This window comes from Pseudoalteromonas sp. SD03, from assembly GCF_040937955.1.
Taxonomy (GTDB): Bacteria; Pseudomonadota; Gammaproteobacteria; order Enterobacterales; family Alteromonadaceae; genus Pseudoalteromonas; species Pseudoalteromonas tetraodonis.
The window spans coordinates 1,897,735-1,919,351 of sequence record NZ_CP162514.1; the positions used below are offsets into that span (position 1 = coordinate 1,897,735).

Sequence of the window (21,617 nt, forward strand, 5' to 3'; positions counted from 1 at the left end):
CTATTAAGCAGGTTTTTTTATAACTAGAAAATAGAGCAGTATTATTTGTGCTCTATTTTAGCCCACGAATCACGTAAGCCTACCGTTTGGTTAAATACCAGGTTTTCTGATTTAGTATCACGTGAGAAATAACCGGTACGCTCAAACTGAAAACCTTGTGCAGGTACAGAATTAGCCAATGAAGGTTCAAGTTTAGCATTAGAAATAACCACTAATGAGTCTGGGTTTAACGTGCTTTCAAAGTCCTCTGCGGCTGCAGGGTTAGGCACACTGAATAAACGGTCATATAAACGTACTTCAGCTGTCACTGACTCAGGCGCTGATACCCAATGAATAACCCCTTTTACTTTACGACCATCGCTTGGATTTTTACCCAATGTTTCAGGATCGTAAGTACAGTAAATAGTGGTAATTTCACCATTGTCGTCTTTTTCAACACGCTCTGCCTTAATCACATAAGCACCACGTAAGCGTACTTCTTTATCAAGCACTAAACGTTTAAACTTATTGTTCGCTTCTTCACGGAAATCTTCGCGTTCGATAAAAATTTCACGCGTGAAAGGCACTTCACGGCGACCCATTTCTTCTTTATTTGGGTGATTAGCCACAGAAAGCGTTTCTACTTTATCGGCTTCATAATTCTCAATCACAATTTTCACTGGATCAAGTACAGCCATTGCACGCGGAGCATTTTCGTTTAAGTCATCACGGATACACGCTTCAAGCATGCCCATTTCAACCATATTTTCCTGCTTAGTAATACCGATACGCTGACAGAATTCACGCACAGATGCCGGTGTATAACCACGACGACGCAGACCCGCAATGGTTGGCATACGCGGATCATCCCACCCTTCTACGTGCTTATTAACCACTAAGTCATTAAGCTTACGCTTTGACATAATTGTGTATTCAAGGTTTAAACGTGAAAACTCAATTTGTTGCGGGTGACATTCAAGGCTGATGTTATCCAATACCCAGTCATATAAACGACGGTTATCTTGGAACTCTAGCGTACATAATGAATGAGTAATGCCTTCAAGTGCATCAGAAATACAATGCGTGAAGTCGTACATTGGGTAAATGCACCACTTATCCGCTGTTTGATGATGATTAGCAAAACGTATACGGTATATAATTGGATCGCGCAGCACCATAAATGAGCTGGCCATATCTATTTTAGCGCGAAGGACACATTCACCTTCTTTAAATTCACCGTTACGCATTTTTTCAAATAATGCGAGGTTTTCTTCAGGTGATGTTTCGCGGTATGGGCTGTTTTTACCAGGCTCTTTTAATGTACCACGGTATTCGCGAGCTTGATCTGCAGTTAAGAAACAAACATACGCTAAGCCTTTATTAATAAGCTCTACCGCATAACCATAAAGTAGATCAAAATAGTTTGACGAATACTTAATCTCACCATCCCAATTAAACCCTAACCACTGTACGTCTTCTTTAATTGAATTAACGTAGTTAATATCTTCTTTTTCTGGGTTTGTATCGTCAAAACGAAGGTTACATAAACCGTTATAGTCTTTGGCGATACCAAAATTTAAGCAAATTGATTTTGCATGGCCAATATGTAAAAAGCCATTAGGTTCAGGTGGGAAACGGGTATGCGTTGTGGCATGTTTTCCACTTGCTAAATCTTCATCAATTCGGGTTCTAATAAAGTTATTTGGGCGATTCTCGATTTCCGCCATAGGATTATAAACCTCTGTATATTGCGTGATAACAAAACTACTGCATTATTACAAAAACCAACCTTAACATACAGTAATAGATGCGGGTTTATGCAGTTATTACCAAAGTTTGTTAGATAAGGGATAGTTTATGAGCAAAATTTGTTTTAGCGCAATATTAAAGTCATTAAAGCGATTTATAGTAAACGAATAACCCCAACTTAAAGGAACGAAGATGGCCTCATTAAATCAACACCGCATATATATTCCAAGTAATGCACGTGCAAATCATTACTTATTAGCCGAAATTACACCTAATGAAGATTTTTATAAAAACTTCAGTAATATTAATGCTTGCTATGAACGAATTGCGCGTCAGTTATTTGCATCATGTGATGAATATGAACTGCATAATGTCCATTTACTCGCAAATGATAAACTCCCCGTGGTGAGATTTCATGATGAGTCTTACCAACTTGAAACCGATAAGCAAATGTTGTTTTTTTATAACCCTCGTTACCATGAAGCGCATAAACTTCATCACACAGAAAATCAGCAAAGTAAAAAAATACGCCTATTGTTTTTAGCTACTGGCGAAGATATACGTGCCCACTCAGCGCAATTTCATACCAATGTACAAAAAGTATTGAGTCATTTACAAGATCAGTTATTTTTAGACCAGCCAAGCTTTAAACTGCGCGATCATCAACATTTAACCTATGACTTATTCGCTAAAGAAAAAGGTAATAAAGAAAGCTATGGTTATAAACTAAGAAGTTTGTACCCTCGTTATCAATCCAGACAATGCGCAATACCTAGTAGCCATGCTGAAATGACTTACGTCACCTTCTCTATTCCCGTGTCACGTAATATTAAGACGCAATTTCAAACACAAATTAATAGCCAAACTTATAAGCCGTTTTATAACCACTTTTCGCAGTTATTTACTCAACTTTGTGAAGATAATAAACTCACCCATGCAGCGATGGTTGCCAATGGGGCAATGCCAATAATTCGTAATAGTGAAGTAGATAGAAATGAGGGAAATGGTGAGTTACAAAAAATTAGTTTTGATATAGAAGATTCAGCGCCGCAAATTAAAGTATTTTTTGATGAAAATAAACTCGTAGAGACGCTACATTTTGTGATTGTTGCCGCCGCACATAACAAACATGAGATTGGCTATGGTCGCTTTATGAACCAAGTAGAGAAAACCGTTCATGCATTCTGTGATGAATTAGCTATTAATAAGCAGCGCCAAGATTTATCTCTGCGATTTTTTCAACATATTAGTTACCCGTTTTAAGATTAAGGGTAATACGCTCTAGTCATAGATAACAAAAAGGCTCGCAATTGCGAGCCTTTTTTAAAGAATAACCGCTGATTACCAGCCTGTTTTTTCTTTAAGTGCTTTACCAATATCAGCCAGTGAACGTACAGTTTTTACGCCCGCAGCTTCTAATGCAGCAAATTTCTCATCAGCAGTACCTTTACCGCCTGCGATGATTGCGCCAGCGTGACCCATACGTTTACCTTCTGGTGCAGTAACACCAGCAATGTAAGAAACAACAGGTTTAGTTACGTTAGCTTTGATGTACTCTGCAGCTTCTTCTTCTGCAGTACCACCAATTTCACCAATCATTACGATTGCTTCAGTTTGGTCGTCTTTTTCGAACATTTCTAAAACGTCGATAAAGTTAGTACCTGGGATTGGGTCGCCACCAATACCAACACACGTAGACTGACCAAAACCAGCATCTGTAGTTTGCTTAACCGCTTCGTACGTTAAAGTACCAGAGCGAGAAACAATACCTACTTTACCAGGCTTGTGGATGTGACCAGGCATGATACCAATCTTAGTCTCACCAGGAGTGATAACACCTGGACAGTTAGGACCGATCATACGTGTACCTGTTTGATCTAGTTTAACTTTAACGTCAACCATATCAAGTGTAGGAATACCTTCAGTGATACAAACAATTAGGTCGATGCCCGCGTCGATTGCTTCTAAGATTGCATCTTTACAAAAAGGTGCTGGTACGTAGATAACTGATGCAGTTGCGCCAGTTGCTTCTACAGCGTCACGTACTGTGTTAAATACTGGAAGACCAAGGTGCGTTTGACCGCCTTTACCTGGGCTTACACCACCAACCATTTGTGTACCGTACTCAAGCGCTTGCTCTGAGTGGAAAGTACCTTGACCACCAGTGAAACCTTGACAGATAACTTTTGTATCTTTATTGATTAATACAGACATTATTTGCCCTCCGCAGCAGCAACAACTTTTTCAGCCGCGTCTGTTAATGATTCAGCAGCGATGATGTTTAGATCAGACTTAGCAAGTACTTCACGACCCAGCTCAGCGTTAGTACCTTCTAAACGTACAACTACTGGTACGTTTACGCCAACTTCTTTAACTGCACCAATGATGCCTTCTGCAATCATGTCACAACGAACGATACCGCCGAAGATGTTAACTAAAACAGCTTTAACGTTGTCATCTGAAAGGATAATTTTGAATGCTTCAGATACACGTTCTTTCGTTGCGCCGCCACCAACATCTAGGAAGTTAGCTGGCTTGCCACCGTGTAGGTTTACGATGTCCATAGTACCCATTGCTAGGCCTGCACCGTTAACCATACAACCTACGTTACCATCAAGGGCTACGTAGTTAAGCTCGAAGCTTGCTGCGTGAGCTTCACGCGCATCTTCTTGAGATGGATCGTGCATTTCACGGATTTTAGGTTGACGGTAAAGTGCATTACCATCGATACCGATTTTACCATCTAGACAGTGAAGGTTACCTTCATCTGTGATTACTAGCGGGTTGATTTCAAGTAATGCGAAATCGAAATCGTTGAACATATTACCAAGACCCATGAAGATCTTAACAAACTGTTTCATTTGCGTTGGGTTAAGACCCAATTTAAAACCAAGCTCACGTGCTTGGTAAGCTTGAGGACCTACTAATGGATCGATCTCAGCTTTGTGGATAAGTTCTGGTGTTTCTTCAGCAACAGTTTCAATTTCAACGCCGCCTTCAGTAGACGCCATGAACACAACTTTACGAGAAGCACGGTCAACAACAGCACCTAGGTACAGTTCGTTAGCGATGTCAGTACAGCTTTCTACTAAAATTTTAGCAACTGGCTGGCCTTTCTCGTCTGTTTGGTAAGTAACTAGGTTTTTACCTAACCAGTTAGCTGCAAACGCTTTAACTTCGTCGATAGTTTTAACTAGCTTTACACCGCCAGCTTTACCACGTCCACCTGCGTGAACCTGAGTTTTAACAACCCACATATCGCCGCCAATCTTTTCAGCAGCTGCTGCAGCTTCTTCAGGTGTATCGCAAGCGAAACCTTGAGAAACTGGTAAACCATATTCGGCAAAAAGTTGTTTTGCCTGATACTCATGCAAATTCATGATGCTTTATCCAATTTTTTATATTAAAAGAGTTGAATATTTATGCAAATAAACAACTATCCCAAATTGCGTGCCTAGTATAGATCTCATGGCGCTACATGAAAACCCCAGTATGACCATAGGCACAAAAAAAAAGCTGTGATTTTAACTCACAGCTTATATTTCATACTACTTAATTAAACATCCAGCAGTAAACGTGTTGGATCTTCAAGTAACTCTTTAATTGTTACTAAGAAACCAACTGATTCTTTACCATCGATTTGGCGGTGATCGTAAGATAACGCTAAGTACATCATAGGTAAGATTTCAACTTTACCGTTTACAGCCATTGGACGATCTTGGATTTTGTGCATACCCAAAATTGAAGACTGCGGTAAGTTAATAATTGGAGTAGATAGTAACGAACCGAATACACCACCGTTGGTGATAGTGAAGTTACCGCCGGTCATATCGTCAAGCGTTAGCTTACCATCACGACCTTTAAGCGCTAGCTCACGAATACCCTTTTCGATTTCTGCAACAGATAGCTTGTCACAGTCTTTAAGTACAGGTGTTACTAAGCCACGAGGTGTAGAAACAGCAATGCTGATGTCGAAATAGTTGTGGTAAACAATATCATCGCCGTCAATTGATGCATTTACATCTGGGAAACGCTTTAACGCTTCAGTCACTGCTTTCACGTAGAAAGACATGAAACCTAAACGGATACCGTGGCGCTTTTCAAATACTTCTTGGTACTGCTTACGAAGATCCATGATTGGCTTCATGTTAACTTCGTTAAATGTAGTTAACATTGCAGTTGAGTTTTTCGCTTCAAGAAGACGATTCGCAATGGTTTTACGTAAACGTGTCATAGGCACACGTTTTTGCGTGCGGTCACCCATAGGTGCTGCTGGCGCTGCTTCTGCTTTTGCTGCTGGCGCAGGTGATTTCAAGAATTGATCAACATCTTCTTTAGTCACACGACCATTTTTACCTGAACCTTTGATTTTTGATGCATCAAGGCCTTTCTCAGCAATTAAACGACGAACTGATGGCGTTAACACATCTGAACTGTCGCTTGAGCTTTCTTCTTTGGCTGCTGGTGCATCCGCTTTTGCGTCAGATTTAGCGGGTGCAGCGCCTGCTTTTACTTTACCAATTACTTGCTCACCAAGAACAGTATCGCCTTCGTCATGAATGATTTCACCCATAACGCCGTCTTCTTGGGCAACCACTTCAAGTACAACTTTATCTGTTTCAATATCAACCAAGTTTTGGTCGCGTGTTACCGCGTCACCTGGTTGAACATGCCAAGTAGCAATTGTTGCATCTGCAACTGATTCTGGAAGTACAGGTACTTTAATATCCACTTCTTTACCTTCTGATGCTGGTGCTGATTGCGCCGCCGGCGCGTCTTCTGATTTTTCTGATGCTGAGCTATCTTCTTTTGGCTCTTTACTTGGTGATGCTTCTTGCGCATCACCAATTAAACCGATCACTTGGTCACCAAGTACCGTAGCACCTTCTTCTTGTGAAATTTCAGTGATCACACCGTCATTTTGTGCAACCACTTCTAAAACCACTTTGTCTGTTTCAATATCTACTAAGTTTTGGTCACGGCTTACTTTGTCGCCAACACTTACATGCCATGTAGCAACGGAAGCATCTGCAACCGACTCAGGAAGAACAGGAACTTTAATTTCTGTGCTCATTGCTTATCCTTTCTTTTCTATAGTAAGCGCGTCGGCAACGAGCGCTTGTTGTTCTTTAGTATGTACTGACATATATCCACATGCAGGAGATGCTGATGCCTTACGGCCTGCATATTTCAATTTTGCACCTTGTGGAATTGCATCAACAAAGTGATGTTGTGAACAGTACCAAGCGCCTTGGTTTTGCGGCTCTTCCTGACACCACACAAAATCAGTAACGTGTTGGTAACGTTCAATAATTGCTTTCATTTCGTCATGTGGGAACGGGTAAAGCTGCTCAACACGAACAATTGCAATATTGTCTTGCTCAAGTTTACGACGCTCTTGTAATAGTTCGTAGTAAACTTTGCCGCTACAAAATACAACACGTTCTACTTTCTTAGCATCAATCTCATCAATTTCATCAATGATGTTGTGGAATACACCCTCAGAAAGCTCTTCTAGCGATGACGTTGCAAGTGGATGACGTAGCAATGATTTAGGTGTCATTACAATCAGTGGACGACGCAGTGGTCTAACTGATTGACGACGTAACATTGCGTACACTTGCGCCGGTGTTGATGGCACACATACTTGCATGTTGTGATCAGCACAAAGCTGTAAAAAGCGTTCTAGACGAGCCGAGCTGTGCTCTGGACCCTGACCTTCATAGCCATGAGGTAACAAACACGTTAAGCCACATAAGCGACCCCACTTTTGCTCACCTGAACTTAAGAACTGGTCAAATACCACTTGTGCACCATTAGCGAAATCACCAAATTGTGCTTCCCACAATACTAATGAAGTCGGCTCTGCAGTTGCATAACCATATTCAAATGCTAATACCGCTTCTTCAGACAGTACCGAATCAAAAACTTCAAACGTACCTTGGTCTTCACTAAGGTTCTGTAATGGTAAATACGTTGCACCATCTTTTTGACTATGAACAACCGCATGACGGTGGAAGAAGGTACCACGGCCTGAATCTTGTCCAGTTAGACGAATATCAGTGCCTTCAGCTGCAATAGTTGCATACGCTAAAGTTTCTGCCATACCCCAATCAAGTGGTTTTTCGCCAGCAGCCATTGCTTTACGATCATCGTATATTTTTTTAACACGAGATTGTGCTTTGTACTCTTCTGGGTAACTTGCAACTATGTTACCAAGTTCTTTAAGCTTTTCTACCGAAACGCTAGCATCGTAATCAACACTCCATTCATGGCCTACATACTTAGCCCAATCTGAAGAGTGTGATGTTTCTGGCTGTATTTCTTCAACAACACAGTTGCCATCGTCTAAACCATTACGGTAATCATCAGCAAGCGCTTTCACTTCATCTTCTGTGAAAGAACCTTCAGAAATCAGCTGATCCGCGTAGATTAAACGAGGTACTGGGTGTTTTTTAATTTTTTGGTACATGATTGGCTGTGTAGCGTTAGGCTCATCAGCCTCGTTATGACCATGGCGACGGTAACAAACAAGGTCAATCACAACGTCACGTTTAAACTGATTTCTAAAATCAAGCGCGAGTTGAGTTACAAAAGCAACCGCTTCAGGATCATCAGAATTTACGTGGAAAATTGGCGATTGAACCATTTTTGCGATATCAGTACAGTAATCAGTTGAGCGTACATCGTCTTTTTTACTTGTTGTAAAACCAACTTGGTTATTAACAACAATACGGATACTACCGCCACAACTAAATGCATTAGTTTGCGATAAGTTAAACGTTTCTTGAACAACACCCTGACCTGCAATTGCTGAGTCGCCGTGGATAGTGATTGGAAGTGCTTTGCTGCCTGTTTTGTCATTAAGACGATCAAGACGTGCACGCACAGAGCCCATAACCACCGGATTTACGATTTCTAAATGCGACGGGTTAAACGCAAGTGCCATGTGCACGTTGCCACCTTTAGTCTCGAAATCTGATGAATAACCCATGTGGTATTTAACATCACCTGAGCTTAACGTTTCTTTGTGCTTGCCAGCAAACTCATCAAAAAGTTCTGATGGATTTTTGCCTAGCACATTAACGAGAACATTTAAGCGACCACGGTGGGCCATACCAATAACGGCTTCTTTTTGGCCACTTTCACCGGCACGGTGAATAAGCTCTTTTAACATAGGCACTAACGCATCGCCACCTTCAAGTGAGAAACGCTTAGCACCCGGGAACTTAGCCCCTAAATATTTTTCAAGACCATCAGCCGCTGTTAATCCCTTGAGGATTCGTAGCTTTTCATTTTTATCAAATTTTGGCCTAGACTGAACAGACTCTAAACGCTGTTGTAACCAACGCTTTTCTTCTGTTGATGTGATGTGCATATACTCGGCGCCAATAGAACCACAGTAAGTGGTTTTTAGTGCTTGGTATAACTCACCTAAAGGCATAGTATCGCGGCCAACGGCAAACGATCCTACGTTAAATTCGCGGTCAAAGTCAGCATCCGATAAGTCGTGGTACTCTAGCTCTAAATCTCGTACACGTTCTCGTTGCCAAATACCTAGTGGATCTAGGTTTGCATTTTGGTGTCCACGAAAACGGAAAGCATTAATAAGTTGCAGTACTTTAACCTGTTTAAGGTCGCCACCACTGCCCTCTGCTACCACTACTTCTCTATGCTTGTTTTTAGCAAGCGCCGCAAATTGTGAACGAACTTCTGAATGTTTTACTTCAACATCCACACCATCTACTTTTGGTAACTGTTCGAACACTTCTCGCCATTCTTCTGGCACCGAAGTCGCATCGTCTAAATACGCTTCATAAAGCTCTTCAACATAAGCAACGTTACCGCCGTTTAAATGTGAAGATTCTAGCCATGCCTTCATCACACCTTCGTGCATTTATAAGCCCTTTTTTTTAGCGCAGAAATTAATAGTTATATAACAAGATGGCTAATAAATTATTAGCCATCTTTCGTCTACTAGAAATTAAACCGAGCGGTTTAATAACATAGATTTTATTTGTCCAATTGCTTTGGTCGGATTAAGACCCTTAGGACAAACGCTAACACAGTTCATGATACTGTGGCAACGGAACACACTGAATGCATCGTCTAAGTCAGCTAAACGCTCTTCTGTTGCTGTGTCTCGGCTATCAGCTAAGAAACGGTAAGCATGAAGAAGGCCTGCTGGACCTATAAACTTATCTGGATTCCACCAGAAAGAAGGACACGATGTAGAACAACATGCACATAAAATACACTCGTAAAGCCCATCTAATTTATCACGTTCTTCGATAGATTGAAGACGTTCACCTGCAGCAGGCTCATCATTAATTAGATACGGTTTTACTTTTTCGTATTGAGTGTAGAACTGACTCATGTCAATAACAAGGTCTCGAACAACAGGAAGTCCAGGTAATGGACGCACTACGATTTTACCTTTGCCATTTTTTTGCAGCGTAGATAAAGGAGTAATACATGCTAAACCGTTCTTACCATTCATGTTTACGCCGTCTGAACCACACACGCCTTCACGGCATGAACGACGAAACGATAGTGTAGGATCTTGCTCTTTTAATAGTAAAAGTGCATCCAATACCATCATGTCTTGGCCTTCCTCAGTTTGCAAAGTGTAATCTTGCATACGAGGTGCGTTATCAACATCCGGATTGTAACGATAAACTGAAAATTGTACTTGTGCCATCGTCTCGCTCCTAGTAGGTACGTGCTTTAGGTGGGAAAGCTTCACGTGTTTTAGGCTCGTAGTTTACTTTACGCTTGCTCATTTCATCCGTTACCGGATTAAATACTGAGTGACATAACCAGTTTTCGTCATCACGATCTGGGAAGTCAAAGCGAGAGTGTGCGCCACGGCTTTCAGTACGGAAGTTTGCAGCTACTGCAGTTGAGTAAGCTGTTTCCATTAAGTTGTCTAGTTCTAAACATTCAATACGCATGGTGTTAAAGTCTGATGATTTGTCATCAAGACGCGCGTGCTGTAAACGTTCACGGATTTCTTTAAGTTCAGTAAGACCTGTAGCCATTGAGTCACCTTCACGGAATACCGAGAAGTTAAGCTGCATACATTGTTGTAGGTCTTTCTTGATTTGAACTGGGTCTTCGCCTTGACCAGCTGTTGAGTTTTCCCAACGGTTAAAGCGCGCAAGAGACGCTTCTAGGTCAGACTCTGAAGCCGCTTTAGAAATTTCAACGTCATTTAGGTATTTACCTAAGAAGTTACCTGCTGCACGGCCAAATACAACTAAGTCAAGTAATGAGTTACCACCTAAGCGGTTAGCACCATGTACAGATACACACGCAATCTCACCAACAGCAAATAAACCTTGTACTACTTTTTCGTTGCCAGCAGCATCGATATTAAGTACTTGACCATTTACGTTTGTTGGCACACCACCCATCATGTAGTGACATGTTGGGATAACTGGAATCGGTTCTTTTGCAGGGTCAACGTGAGCAAATGTTTTAGCAAGATCACATACACCTGGAAGACGTAAGTTAAGCGTTTCTTCGCCTAAGTGGTCAAGTTTCAACTTAAGGTGAGGACCCCAAGGACCATCACAACCACGACCTTCACGAATTTCTGTCATCATTGAACGAGCAACAACGTCACGAGACGCTAAATCTTTAGCATTTGGTGCGTAACGTTCCATGAAGCGTTCGCCATCTTTATTTAAAAGATAACCACCTTCACCACGACAACCTTCAGTTACTAGCGTACCAGCGCCAGCTATACCTGTCGGGTGGAACTGCCACATTTCCATGTCTTGCATAGAAATACCAGCACGTGCAGCCATACCAACACCGTCACCGGTATTAATGTGAGCATTGGTTGTTGATGCGAAAATACGACCTGCACCACCTGTCGCTAACACAACTGCTTTTGATTTGAAGAAGGTGATTTCACCTGTTTCAATTTCAATCGCTGTACAGCCTACTACATCGCCATTATCGTTTTTAACTAAATCAAGTGCATACCATTCTGAGAATACATTGGTTTTGTTTTTAACGTTTTGTTGATAAAGAAGGTGTAATAATGCATGGCCCGTACGGTCAGCTGCTGCTGCAGTACGCGCAGCCTGTTCACCACCAAAGTTTTTCGATTGACCACCGAAAGGACGTTGGTAAACACGGCCATTTTCAAAACGCGAAAATGGTAAGCCCATGTTTTCTAATTCAGTAATAGCTTCTGGGCCAGTTTGACACATGTATTCGATAGCGTCTTGGTCACCGATAAAATCGGAACCTTTAACGGTATCATACATATGCCATTCCCAGTTATCTTCATGCGAGTTACCTAACGCGACTGTAATACCGCCTTGAGCAGATACAGTGTGTGAGCGTGTCGGGAAAACTTTAGAGATTAGCGCACATGTTTTGCCAGATTCAGTAATAGCAAGAGCAGCGCGCATACCTGCACCACCGGCACCAATTACTACGGCGTCAAATTCACGAACAGAATATTTCACTTAAACACCCCATAAAACGATTAAACCCACAGCTACGTAAGCAACAGCCATTAGGTTTAGTACAAAGCCTAAAAAAGCACGCAATTTAGCGTTCTTTACATAGTCGGTAAGAACCTGCCAAAGGCCGATACGGGTATGAACCATAATGCAAACTAGGGTGATTAACGTTGCCCCTTTCATTGCTAGGTTTGAGAATAGGCCTGTCCAGGCTTCATATGTGACTTCTGGCATTGCTAAAAAATAGCCAATAATAAAGATTGCATACGCGCTGATTATTAATGCCGTTGTGCGTAAAGATACAAAATCTTGTACGCCATCACGTTTAAGAGTTGCTTGATTTAAGACCATATCCACACCCCTGCCAATACAGCAAACACAACGCCAAGTGCCATCGCAATTTTAGCGCTAGTATTGCCTGATTCAAGTTCTTCCCAATGCCCCATATCCATAATAATGTGACGGATACCACCGATAAGGTGATAACCCAATACAGAAAGGGTGCCCCAAGCTATAAATTTGGCAATGAATCCGTTAAACAGACTCTTGACGAATTCAAAACCTTCAGCTGAAGAAAGAGACTCTGACCAAGCCCAAATGACAAACGTTAAAGCAAAAAATAATGCAACACCGGTGACGCGGTGAAAAATTGAAGCTTTAGCCGTTGCCGGCATAGATATAGTTGTTAGATCTAGATTTACAGGTCTTTGCTTTTTCACAGTTACTTGCCCATCTTGCCCGCAGTGGGGCTCATCTACTTGTTTTTCTAAAACCCACCAAATGTTTCTGGTGGAACTATCAAAATAAACGTATTGATACTAATAAAGTTCACTTTTTATGAAAATTATTATGTAAAAAAAAGTTTACCCAAATACAAATTGGTTAAAAACCTCCGTTAGTATATATAGCCGGAGACTCTTTTACAATTCTTGTTTACTTTGAGTCGTTTGCGAATTAGCCAATGGTATAATATTCAATCTATACCGAATATTTATTATACATATGTGCATAATACTTATAAAAATTGACTTTATACCCCTCTTTCACGTTAAAATGTAAAGATGTGCTTAGAATAGATTTTAGAATATAAAAATCAGAATAGTTATCTTAATAGGAGATACATAGATGGCAGATAAGAAAGCCACGGTCCATATTGATGGGCTAGATCCAATCGAACTTCCAATTTATCAAGGTACTGCTGGCCAAGATGTAATTGACGTACGTACACTCGGCTCACATGGTCACTTTACTTATGACCCAGGTTTCATGTCGACTGGTTCTTGTGAATCTACCATCACATACATCGATGGTGGCAAGGGTGTTTTATTACACCGTGGTTACCCAATCGAACAGTTAGCAGAAAGCTCTAACTACGTTGAGTTATGCTACTTACTATTAAACGGTGAGTTACCAACTAAAGAGCAATACGATGATTTCGCTACAAAAATCACTCGTAGCACTATGCTAGATGAAAAAATCGCAAACTTCTTCCAAGGTTTCCGTTTTGACGCTCACCCTATGGCGATGCTATGTGGTGTGGTTGGTGCTTTATCTTCTTTCTACCATGAAGATCTGGATATCACTGATGCAGTTCAACGTAAAACAAGCGCTATTAAATTAGTTGCTAAGTTACCAACAATTGCAGCAATGGCGTACAAAACAAACATCGGTCAACCATTTGTATATCCACGCAATGACTTAAGCTATGCAGAAAACTTCTTACACATGATGTTCTCTGTGCCTGCTGAAGAATACAAAGTAAACCCTGTCACAGCTAAAGCAATGGATAAAATCTTCATGCTTCATGCTGACCATGAGCAAAACGCATCAACCTCTACAGTACGTTTAGCAGGTTCTTCTGGTGCTAACCCTTATGCATGTATTGCTGCGGGTATTGCATCACTTTGGGGCCCTGCTCACGGCGGTGCTAACGAAGCATGTTTAAACATGTTAGAAGAAATTGGCTCAGTTGATCGCATTGACGAATACGTAGCAAAAGCTAAAGATAAAGCGGACCCGTTCCGTCTTATGGGCTTTGGACACCGTGTTTACAAAAACTTCGATCCTCGTGCAACAGTAATGCGTCAAACATGTCATGAAGTGTTAGCAGAGCTAAACATTCAAGATCCATTACTTGATATCGCAATGAAACTAGAGCAAATTGCACTTGAAGACCCGTACTTTGTTGAGAAGAAACTTTACCCTAATGTAGATTTCTACTCAGGTATTATCTTAAAAGCAATCGGCATCCCTACCAGCATGTTCACTGTAATCTTTGCAATGGCACGTACTGTAGGTTGGATCTCACACTGGGACGAGATGCTTTCTCAACCTGGTCATAAGATCAGCCGTCCACGTCAGCTTTACACAGGTGAAACACACCGTGATTACAAAGCAACTGACAAGCGCTAAGCATTAAGTTAGTTTAAAAGGCCGCCTCTGCGGCCTTTTTTATTACCTGCTACTTGAGAATTATCTTAAACAGATTACAATTCCTGCCCACTTGATTAACTTTATGAGCCTATGTCTGTGTCCTCGTTTGATCCTAAAAAAATCCGTAATGACTTTCCTACTCTAAATCAGACAATCAATGGCTACCCTTTGGTTTATTTAGACTCAGCAGCAACAACACAAAAACCACAATGCGTGATTGACGCTACCACAGAGTTTTACACAATACAGAATGCAAATGTTCACCGCGGACGTCATACGCTGAGTGAGCAAGCTACAGCGGCTTATGAGCAAGTACGTCAACGCGTTGCCGATTATTTTCAGGTAACCAGTAGCGAAATTGTCTGGACCAAAGGCGCCACTGAAGCGATTAACTTAGTTGCTCATGGTTTAAGAAATACATTAACAGCTGCTGACACTATTTTAATTAGCCCAATCGAACACCACGCTAATATCGTGCCGTGGCAAGAACTGGCAGCGCAAACCGGGGCAACATTAAAAACTTTACCACTTAATGCAGATGCTACGTTTGATATAGCACAGTGTTGTGAAGTGATTAAGCGCACCAACCCTGCACTACTGGCTATTACTCACGCTTCTAATGCGCTAGGCAATATTACTGATTTAGTCCCCTTAATAGCCTCAGCTAAGGCGGTAGGCGCGCTAACCTTAGTCGATGGCGCACAAGGGGCGCTGCATTTAAGACCGAATTTAAAAAAGCTCGATTGTGATTTTTACGTGTTTTCTGCTCATAAAATGGTGGGGCCAACAGGGCTAGGCGGTTTATATGGCCGTTATACAGCCCTTAATGCACTATCGCCTTATCAAACAGGCGGTGAAATGATTGAAAAAGTAACCTTAACGCACAGTACTTATCGTAATGCACCGGCTAAATTTGAAGCAGGAACGCCAAATATAGCCGGTGTTTTAGGTTTTGGCGCTGCACTTGAGTATTTAATGGCGCTTGATCTGCAAACATTACAGCACTATGAACAGCAGTTGTTTATTTATGCAGCGAACGCATTGAGCAAAATAGACGGTATTATTATCTACAGCGACCTCAAATCGAATATTGGCACACTTTGCTTTAATTATAAAAATGAACATCCTTATGATCTGTCAACTTTACTTGACGGCTATGGTATTGCTGTACGAAGTGGTCATCATTGTACCCAACCTTTAATGAGTCATTTAAACCTAAATGGTTCACTGAGAGCGAGTTTTGCTTTTTATAATACGACTAAAGATGTAGACCAATTTATTGCCGCACTCAAAGAATGCATTGCTTTATTAGACTAATTTGGATAAATAATGACACACACATATCAACTCGTAACTAAAAGTATTCAAAGCAGTAGTAGCTGGCAACAAAAGTACCGTGAAATTATGTTACTCGGTAAAACGCTGCCACCTTTAGCCGATATATTAAAAACAGATGATGCGTTAGTGCCAGGCTGTGAGAGTAAAGTATGGATGTTTGTTGAGTTTGACCTAACCGAGAATGCACTGGTTGTAATTGGTGACTCTGATACTCGCATAGTAAAAGGCTTATTGGCGTTAATTTTAGCCCTGTATAACGGTTTAACACCCGAAGAAGTGTTAGCAGTAAATGCTTATGATGAATTTGAAAAGCTTGGCTTAATCAGTCATTTGAGTGCGTCTAGGGGTAATGGAGTAAAAGCCATGGTTGAAACAATACAAACCATGGCCAAACAAAAAGCGCTTTAAGCGCTTTTTAAATACTATTAAACCAAAACACTTTATCTAAGTATTTAGACGCGCACGCTTGTCTAAGTATTTTCGAACCGCTTTAGCGGCAACAAAAAAACCAAAACTACCGGTGATCATCGTCACTGAGCCAAAGCCATTATTACAATCCATGTTCATACTGCCATCAGCATTTTGCTTCGCATGACACACACTGCCGTCACTACCTGGGTAAACAAGCTGTTCAGTGGAATATACACAGTCAATATTAAATTTACGTTTTGGGTTTGAACTGAAATTATATTGTTTACGCAAAATGTAACGCACTTTTGCAAGTAATGGATCTTGAGTGGTTTTTGCCACATCGCCAAAGGTAATTTGACTCGGATCGGTTTGACCACCTGCACCGCCAGTTGTAATTATAGGCATTTTATTACGTTTACAGTGAGCTATTAACGCCGCTTTTTCTTTAACCGCATCAATACAATCTATTACATAATCAAAACCTTGAATATGTTCTTGAATATTATCAAGGCTAATAAAGTCATCAATCACATTCACCACACACTCAGGGTTGATAAGCTTGCAGCGAGTTTTCATCGAATCAACTTTAGCTTCCCCTATTGTGCCTGTTAAGGCATGAATTTGACGATTTACATTAGTTGCACAAATATCATCTAAATCAATTAAGGTGATTTTACCTACGCCGGTACGCGCTAGTGCTTCAGCAGTCCAACTGCCTACACCACCAATACCCACAACACAAAAATGTGCTTGCTGTAACCACTCAAATTGCTGTTGACCATACAGTCGTTTAATACCACCAAAGCGGATATCAGTTACTTGTTCACTCATTTACCAATCCAGTTTCCACGGCGTTTGCCAAGAATTAAAATCTTGATGTTTTATCAATTGCGCATACTCTTCACCAGATTCTGGCAACAGGGTATGTTGTATTTTTTGCCCTTTCCATAAAAAATCCAGCGCAAATGCATGTAAATAGGTACGCTCTGCAGGGCTGCCTGCATAACTCGCATCACCCATTATGGGGGCACCCAAACTCTTTAAAGCAACTCTGAGCTGATGGGTTTTACCCGAATAGGGTTTTAATAGGTAAGCTCTAAAACCACTTTTAAAACTAAATGAATAAAACCGCGTAATTGCGGGATTTATTTGCGAGTTTAATAGTTTAAAAGTACCCCGACGTGACTTCGCCATGTCTCCTTTAACCCAACCTTGCTTTTTTTTAGGCTTAGAATCACTTACAGCTAAATAAAATTTATTAATAGTATGCTCAGTAAACATCTGGGTAAACTTTGCCGCAGCGTCTTTATGCCGCGCTAATATGATCAGCCCTGAAGTCACTTTGTCTAGACGGTGAACCGCAAACAATTTTTCGTTTAGTTGTTGCTCAGCAAGAAACACAAAACCAGGGCTTTCTTCTGAATGAAAATTAAGCCCTGCAGGTTTAGTTATAATATAAAAATCATCGTGCGTGTATTGCACTTTTAACACAGGCGTATCTGCTTTATTCACGCGCTTTACTTTGAATATGCGCAACGACTTTAGCTAAATCCTCTGGTGTATCAACCCCAGCATGAGGGGTAACCACCGCTTGCTCTATTTTAATCGCATAGCCATGGTAAAGCACCCTTAGCTGCTCTAGTGATTCTAAAACTTCTAATGGTGATACCGATAATTGAATATATTGCTTTATAAAGCCAGCGCGATACGCGTAAATACCCACATGGCGTTGAAAAGGCGCTAAATTAAGTGGTTGCTGCTCTGCCATCATGGCACTTCTATCAAATGGAATGCTGGCTCTTGAAAAATATAAGGCATTTTTATTAATATCGCTGACCACTTTAACCGCATTAGGGTTAAAGACCTCATCACGCTCTTCAATGGCAACACTGAGGGTTGCCATTGGCGCGGTTGATTGCGCTAATAATGTAGCCACTTGTGACACGTTATCAGGGGATAATAATGGTTCATCGCCCTGCACATTAACCACGATAGTATCTTCTGATAAATTTAGTAAATCAACGACTTCTGCTAACCGTTCAGTCCCTGATTGATGATCTTCTCGAGTCATCAATACATCATTGGTAAAGTGTTTAGCCGCATCAAATACTTTTTGATGATCGGTGGCAATAACCACTTTACTCGCTCCCGACAAACACGCTTTTTCATAGACATGTTGGATCATTGGCTTGCCACAAATATCAGCAAGTGGTTTACCTGGCAAACGAGTAGAAGCGTAACGCGCAGGAATAACAACTACGAATTCCACTTTTCTACCTCTTCAAGAGACAATTCTCGGGCTTCATTTTCAAGTAATACCGGAATATCATCGCGTACAGGATAAGCAAGCTTTGCAGCTGTACTGATCAGCTCTTGGTTTTCTTTATCAAAGCGCAACTTACCTTTACACACGGGGCAAGCAATAATTTCGAGTAACTTCGTATCAAAGGCCATGATGGATCCCTTTTTCTTTTAATAGTAAATTTAATGTGTTTATTACCGCCGCTGTTGGTTGAGCATCAACAGGCAGGTAATACCAATTAGGTTTTGCAAAATCACGGCATTTAACCGCATCTTTTTCTGTCATTAATACACAGTCATCGCCAAATTGAGCGAAATCATCAGCGCTATAAGCATAATGATCGCGAAAATGATGTGTAGACAGTAATTTAATACCTTGTGCTTGCAGTGAAGCCTCAAAACGACCTGGGTTACCAATAGCACTCACCGCATGCGCAGCCTTTAAAGGCGTCGCTATATCCGTGTTATCGGCAACGCGTTTAATAACCGATGGCTGCAAGCGATAACTAAACTCATCCTCAGAGCCATTTTCAATTACTACGTCTACGCTCTTTAATCGAGAGACGGTTTCGCGCAGTGGCCCTGCGGGCATTAGCAAACCATTACCAAATTTTCTTTCGCTATCAACAATACAACATTCTATGCTGCGTGCCATTTTGTAATGCTGCATGCCATCATCAGAAATGATCACATCAAGCTTAAAGTTTGCGTTGAGCTTTTCTATATTGTGTTGCCTATTAGGGCCAACCACTAATGGGCACTGTAAACGATTAAATAAAAGTACCGGCTCATCCCCAGCCTCTAAAGTAGTCGTTTGTGCAGTAACCAATAACGGGTAATGAGTTGCTTGCCCGCCGTAACCTCGACTAATTAAACCAACAGATAAACCTTTAGCAGTTAAATAATCATAAAGCCACAATACAAACGGCGTTTTACCATTACCGCCAACGCTTATATTACCAACCACAATAACCGGTGTTTTGCTGATAAACGATTTAAAAATGCCGAACTTATAGCAATATCTACGTAGCAAAGAAATACAGCCAAAAATAGCGGACAGTGGTAATAGCAATAACGTAATTAAGCTAAAAGGTTTATACCAGCTTTGCTCTATTTTACTCACCCTTGCTCACCAAACTGCATTTTGCATAACGCAGAATAAGTGCCATCGTTAGCAAGTAAGTCTGTATGGGTACCACTTTCAATAACTTGACCACTGTCTATTACATAAATGCGGTCACTATTTTCAATAGTCGATAACCTATGCGCAATTACAATAGACGTTTTGTCTTTCATTAATGTATCGAGGGCATGTTGAATGAGTTTTTCTGATTCAGTATCCAGCGCCGAGGTCGCTTCATCTAAAATTAAAATTGGTGCATCTTTTAATATTGCGCGAGCAATCGCGATACGTTGACGCTGACCACCTGAAAGCATCACCCCATTCTCACCAACCATAGTGTTAAGTTGTTCCGGTAAATCTTCAACAAACTCCCAGACATGAGCTTGTTTAGCCACAGCATGAAGCTCTTCCATCGATACATCGCGTTGGAGGCCATAACAAATATTATTTGCAATCGTGTCATTAAAAAGTACCACTTGTTGCGATACTAAAGCAAATTGACGACGTAAATCGGTGAGCTTATATTCATTTAAAGCAATACCATCCAGTAATATTTCACTGGGCGCTTCTAAATCATAATAGCGAGGTAGTAAGTTTGATATGGTGGATTTACCCGAGCCTGAGCGACCAACAAGCGCAATGCTCTCGCCCGCTTTAATAGTCATAGACAAATTATTTAATACCGGCTCGTCTTTAGTTGGGTATTTAAAGGTGACATTTTTTACCTCAATATGACCTTTAACTTTGTCAACCGATAAGGTGCCCGTGTCTTTTTCTATTTCTTCATCTAGCACTAAAAATACACTCTGCGCAGCTGAAATACCGCGTTGTAAATCGCTGTTCACATTGGCAAGCTGTTTTAACGGGCGTAGTAACATCATCATCGAAGAAATGAGCACTACAAAATCCCCAGAGCTAATACTGTCTATCATTGAGGGCATAGACACCACCCATAAAATAACGGCCATTGCACTGGCGGCTAAAATTTGAATGATAGAGACACTTAACGCCTTAGTCGCATCCATTTTGATACGTTGCTGGCGATTATGATTATTAATTTTAGAAAATTGATCGATTTCTTGAGTTTGACCACCAAAGCCGTGGATCACTTTGTGACCACTGAGCATTTGCTCTGAGCTGCGGGTAACTTGCCCCATCGCAGACTGAATATTTTTAGATATATGACGAAAACGTTTAGATACCACCGCCACTATAATAGCCACTAATGGAATAATAACTAAAAAGATTAACGATAATTGCCAGCTGGTATAAAACATAACTGCAAGTAAAAACACCACAAAAGCGCCTTCACGAACTACAATAAGCAGTGCTTTGGTAATCGCTTGCTGTACTTGCTCTGTATCAAAGGTAATTTTTGAAATAAGGTCGCCAGTCGAGTTTTTATCATGAAACGATACTGGCAAATGTAATATATGCTCAAATAGTTCTTGGCGAAGCGCACGCACTACCTGCGAACCAACATAGCTTAAACAGTACGATGACATAAAATTAAATACGCCACGCCCGATCACCAACGCAATAACCACAAATGGCGCATAAGTAAGTACCTGACTATTACGCTCATTTAAACCTTCATCGATAAACGGCTTCATCAGTTGGATGAATAATGCATCCATACCTGAATAACCTATCATTCCAATAATTGCGACGATGGCAACCGACTTATAGGCACCAACGTAAGAAACAAGCCGTTTATAAATTTGTGTAGTACTTTGATCCATAACACTCTCTAAAACCACTGACAGCCTCTATTGTATCCTTAGCAACAGCAAAACAAAACG

At 41.0% G+C, this 21,617-nt stretch carries 19 protein-coding genes; 4 read left to right on the plus strand and 15 right to left on the minus strand.

Annotated features, from left to right (window positions below; genetic code table 11):
* Positions 1-41: 41 nt before the first annotated feature.
* Entirely contained in the window at positions 42-1,706 is a 1,665-nt protein-coding gene (glnS, locus tag ABZP26_RS08840) for a glutamine--tRNA ligase (RefSeq protein WP_013465005.1), read from the minus strand.
* Between the two features lie 214 nt (positions 1,707-1,920).
* Between glnS and ABZP26_RS08845 the strand changes: the two genes are divergently transcribed.
* On the plus strand, positions 1,921-2,991 hold the full coding sequence (locus ABZP26_RS08845) for a DUF3083 family protein (protein WP_013465006.1): 1,071 nt from the start codon (positions 1,921-1,923) through the stop codon (positions 2,989-2,991).
* Between the two features lie 78 nt (positions 2,992-3,069).
* Here the strand turns inward: ABZP26_RS08845 and sucD are convergent, their stop codons facing one another.
* The 8 genes from sucD to sdhC all read right to left on the minus strand — a co-directional run bounded on the left by sucD (position 3,070) and on the right by sdhC (position 12,928).
* A complete protein-coding gene (sucD, locus tag ABZP26_RS08850; protein WP_013465007.1) occupies positions 3,070-3,942 on the minus strand; it encodes a succinate--CoA ligase subunit alpha in 873 nt (290 codons plus the stop codon).
* On the minus strand, positions 3,942-5,108 hold the full coding sequence (gene sucC / locus ABZP26_RS08855) for an ADP-forming succinate--CoA ligase subunit beta (protein ID WP_013465008.1): 1,167 nt from the start codon (positions 5,106-5,108) through the stop codon (positions 3,942-3,944). The genes sucD and sucC overlap by 1 nt, the downstream gene beginning before the upstream one ends.
* A 176-nt stretch (positions 5,109-5,284) precedes the next feature.
* On the minus strand, positions 5,285-6,802 hold the full coding sequence (odhB, locus tag ABZP26_RS08860; RefSeq protein WP_013465009.1) for a 2-oxoglutarate dehydrogenase complex dihydrolipoyllysine-residue succinyltransferase: 1,518 nt from the start codon (positions 6,800-6,802) through the stop codon (positions 5,285-5,287).
* Between the two features lie 3 nt (positions 6,803-6,805).
* The gene (sucA, locus tag ABZP26_RS08865; protein ID WP_013465010.1) at positions 6,806-9,625 is read right to left on the minus strand and encodes a 2-oxoglutarate dehydrogenase E1 component; all 2,820 of its coding nucleotides are present in this window, start codon (positions 9,623-9,625) and stop codon (positions 6,806-6,808) included.
* Between the two features lie 87 nt (positions 9,626-9,712).
* On the minus strand, positions 9,713-10,429 hold the full coding sequence (locus tag ABZP26_RS08870) for a succinate dehydrogenase iron-sulfur subunit (RefSeq protein ID WP_008112091.1): 717 nt from the start codon (positions 10,427-10,429) through the stop codon (positions 9,713-9,715).
* A gap of 10 nt (positions 10,430-10,439) precedes the next feature.
* Positions 10,440-12,212 carry a succinate dehydrogenase flavoprotein subunit gene (gene sdhA / locus ABZP26_RS08875; protein WP_013465011.1) on the minus strand — a complete coding sequence of 591 codons (1,773 nt, stop codon included), beginning with the start codon at positions 12,210-12,212 and terminating at the stop codon, positions 10,440-10,442.
* A complete protein-coding gene (sdhD, locus tag ABZP26_RS08880) occupies positions 12,213-12,560 on the minus strand; it encodes a succinate dehydrogenase, hydrophobic membrane anchor protein (RefSeq protein ID WP_013465012.1) in 348 nt (115 codons plus the stop codon).
* Entirely contained in the window at positions 12,551-12,928 is a 378-nt protein-coding gene (sdhC, locus tag ABZP26_RS08885; protein WP_076916082.1) for a succinate dehydrogenase, cytochrome b556 subunit, read from the minus strand. Before sdhC ends, sdhD begins: the two co-directional genes overlap by 10 nt.
* A gap of 406 nt (positions 12,929-13,334) precedes the next feature.
* Between sdhC and ABZP26_RS08890 the strand changes: the two genes are divergently transcribed.
* The 3 genes from ABZP26_RS08890 to ABZP26_RS08900 all read left to right on the plus strand — a co-directional run bounded on the left by ABZP26_RS08890 (position 13,335) and on the right by ABZP26_RS08900 (position 16,388).
* Complete coding sequence (locus ABZP26_RS08890) at positions 13,335-14,621, plus strand: citrate synthase (RefSeq protein WP_013465014.1); 1,287 nt, start codon at positions 13,335-13,337, stop codon at positions 14,619-14,621.
* A 111-nt stretch (positions 14,622-14,732) separates the two neighbouring features.
* Complete coding sequence (locus ABZP26_RS08895) at positions 14,733-15,959, plus strand: aminotransferase class V-fold PLP-dependent enzyme (RefSeq protein ID WP_368484820.1); 1,227 nt, start codon at positions 14,733-14,735, stop codon at positions 15,957-15,959.
* Between the two features lie 12 nt (positions 15,960-15,971).
* On the plus strand, positions 15,972-16,388 hold the full coding sequence (locus ABZP26_RS08900; RefSeq protein ID WP_024603040.1) for a SufE family protein: 417 nt from the start codon (positions 15,972-15,974) through the stop codon (positions 16,386-16,388).
* A 36-nt stretch (positions 16,389-16,424) separates the two neighbouring features.
* Here the strand turns inward: ABZP26_RS08900 and tcdA are convergent, their stop codons facing one another.
* Genes tcdA through msbA form a run of 6 tightly spaced genes read right to left on the minus strand, consistent with a single transcriptional unit; the run spans position 16,425 to position 21,557 of the window.
* Positions 16,425-17,222 (minus strand): tRNA cyclic N6-threonylcarbamoyladenosine(37) synthase TcdA, encoded by a 798-nt coding sequence (gene tcdA / locus ABZP26_RS08905; protein WP_058154675.1) that lies wholly within the window; start codon positions 17,220-17,222, stop codon positions 16,425-16,427.
* Positions 17,223-17,903, minus strand: a complete 681-nt coding sequence (locus tag ABZP26_RS08910; RefSeq protein ID WP_058154677.1) for a TIGR01621 family pseudouridine synthase — start codon at positions 17,901-17,903, stop codon at positions 17,223-17,225.
* Complete coding sequence (kdsB, locus tag ABZP26_RS08915) at positions 17,896-18,660, minus strand: 3-deoxy-manno-octulosonate cytidylyltransferase (protein ID WP_058154678.1); 765 nt, start codon at positions 18,658-18,660, stop codon at positions 17,896-17,898. The genes ABZP26_RS08910 and kdsB overlap by 8 nt, the downstream gene beginning before the upstream one ends.
* Positions 18,648-18,845 carry a Trm112 family protein gene (locus ABZP26_RS08920; RefSeq protein WP_008112074.1) on the minus strand — a complete coding sequence of 66 codons (198 nt, stop codon included), beginning with the start codon at positions 18,843-18,845 and terminating at the stop codon, positions 18,648-18,650. The genes kdsB and ABZP26_RS08920 overlap by 13 nt, the downstream gene beginning before the upstream one ends.
* Positions 18,835-19,815 (minus strand): tetraacyldisaccharide 4'-kinase, encoded by a 981-nt coding sequence (gene lpxK / locus ABZP26_RS08925; protein WP_064662498.1) that lies wholly within the window; start codon positions 19,813-19,815, stop codon positions 18,835-18,837. Before lpxK ends, ABZP26_RS08920 begins: the two co-directional genes overlap by 11 nt.
* Positions 19,812-21,557: a lipid A export permease/ATP-binding protein MsbA gene (gene msbA / locus ABZP26_RS08930; protein ID WP_058154681.1), complete on the minus strand. Its 1,746-nt coding sequence runs from the start codon at positions 21,555-21,557 to the stop codon at positions 19,812-19,814. Before msbA ends, lpxK begins: the two co-directional genes overlap by 4 nt.
* Positions 21,558-21,617 lie beyond the last annotated feature (60 nt).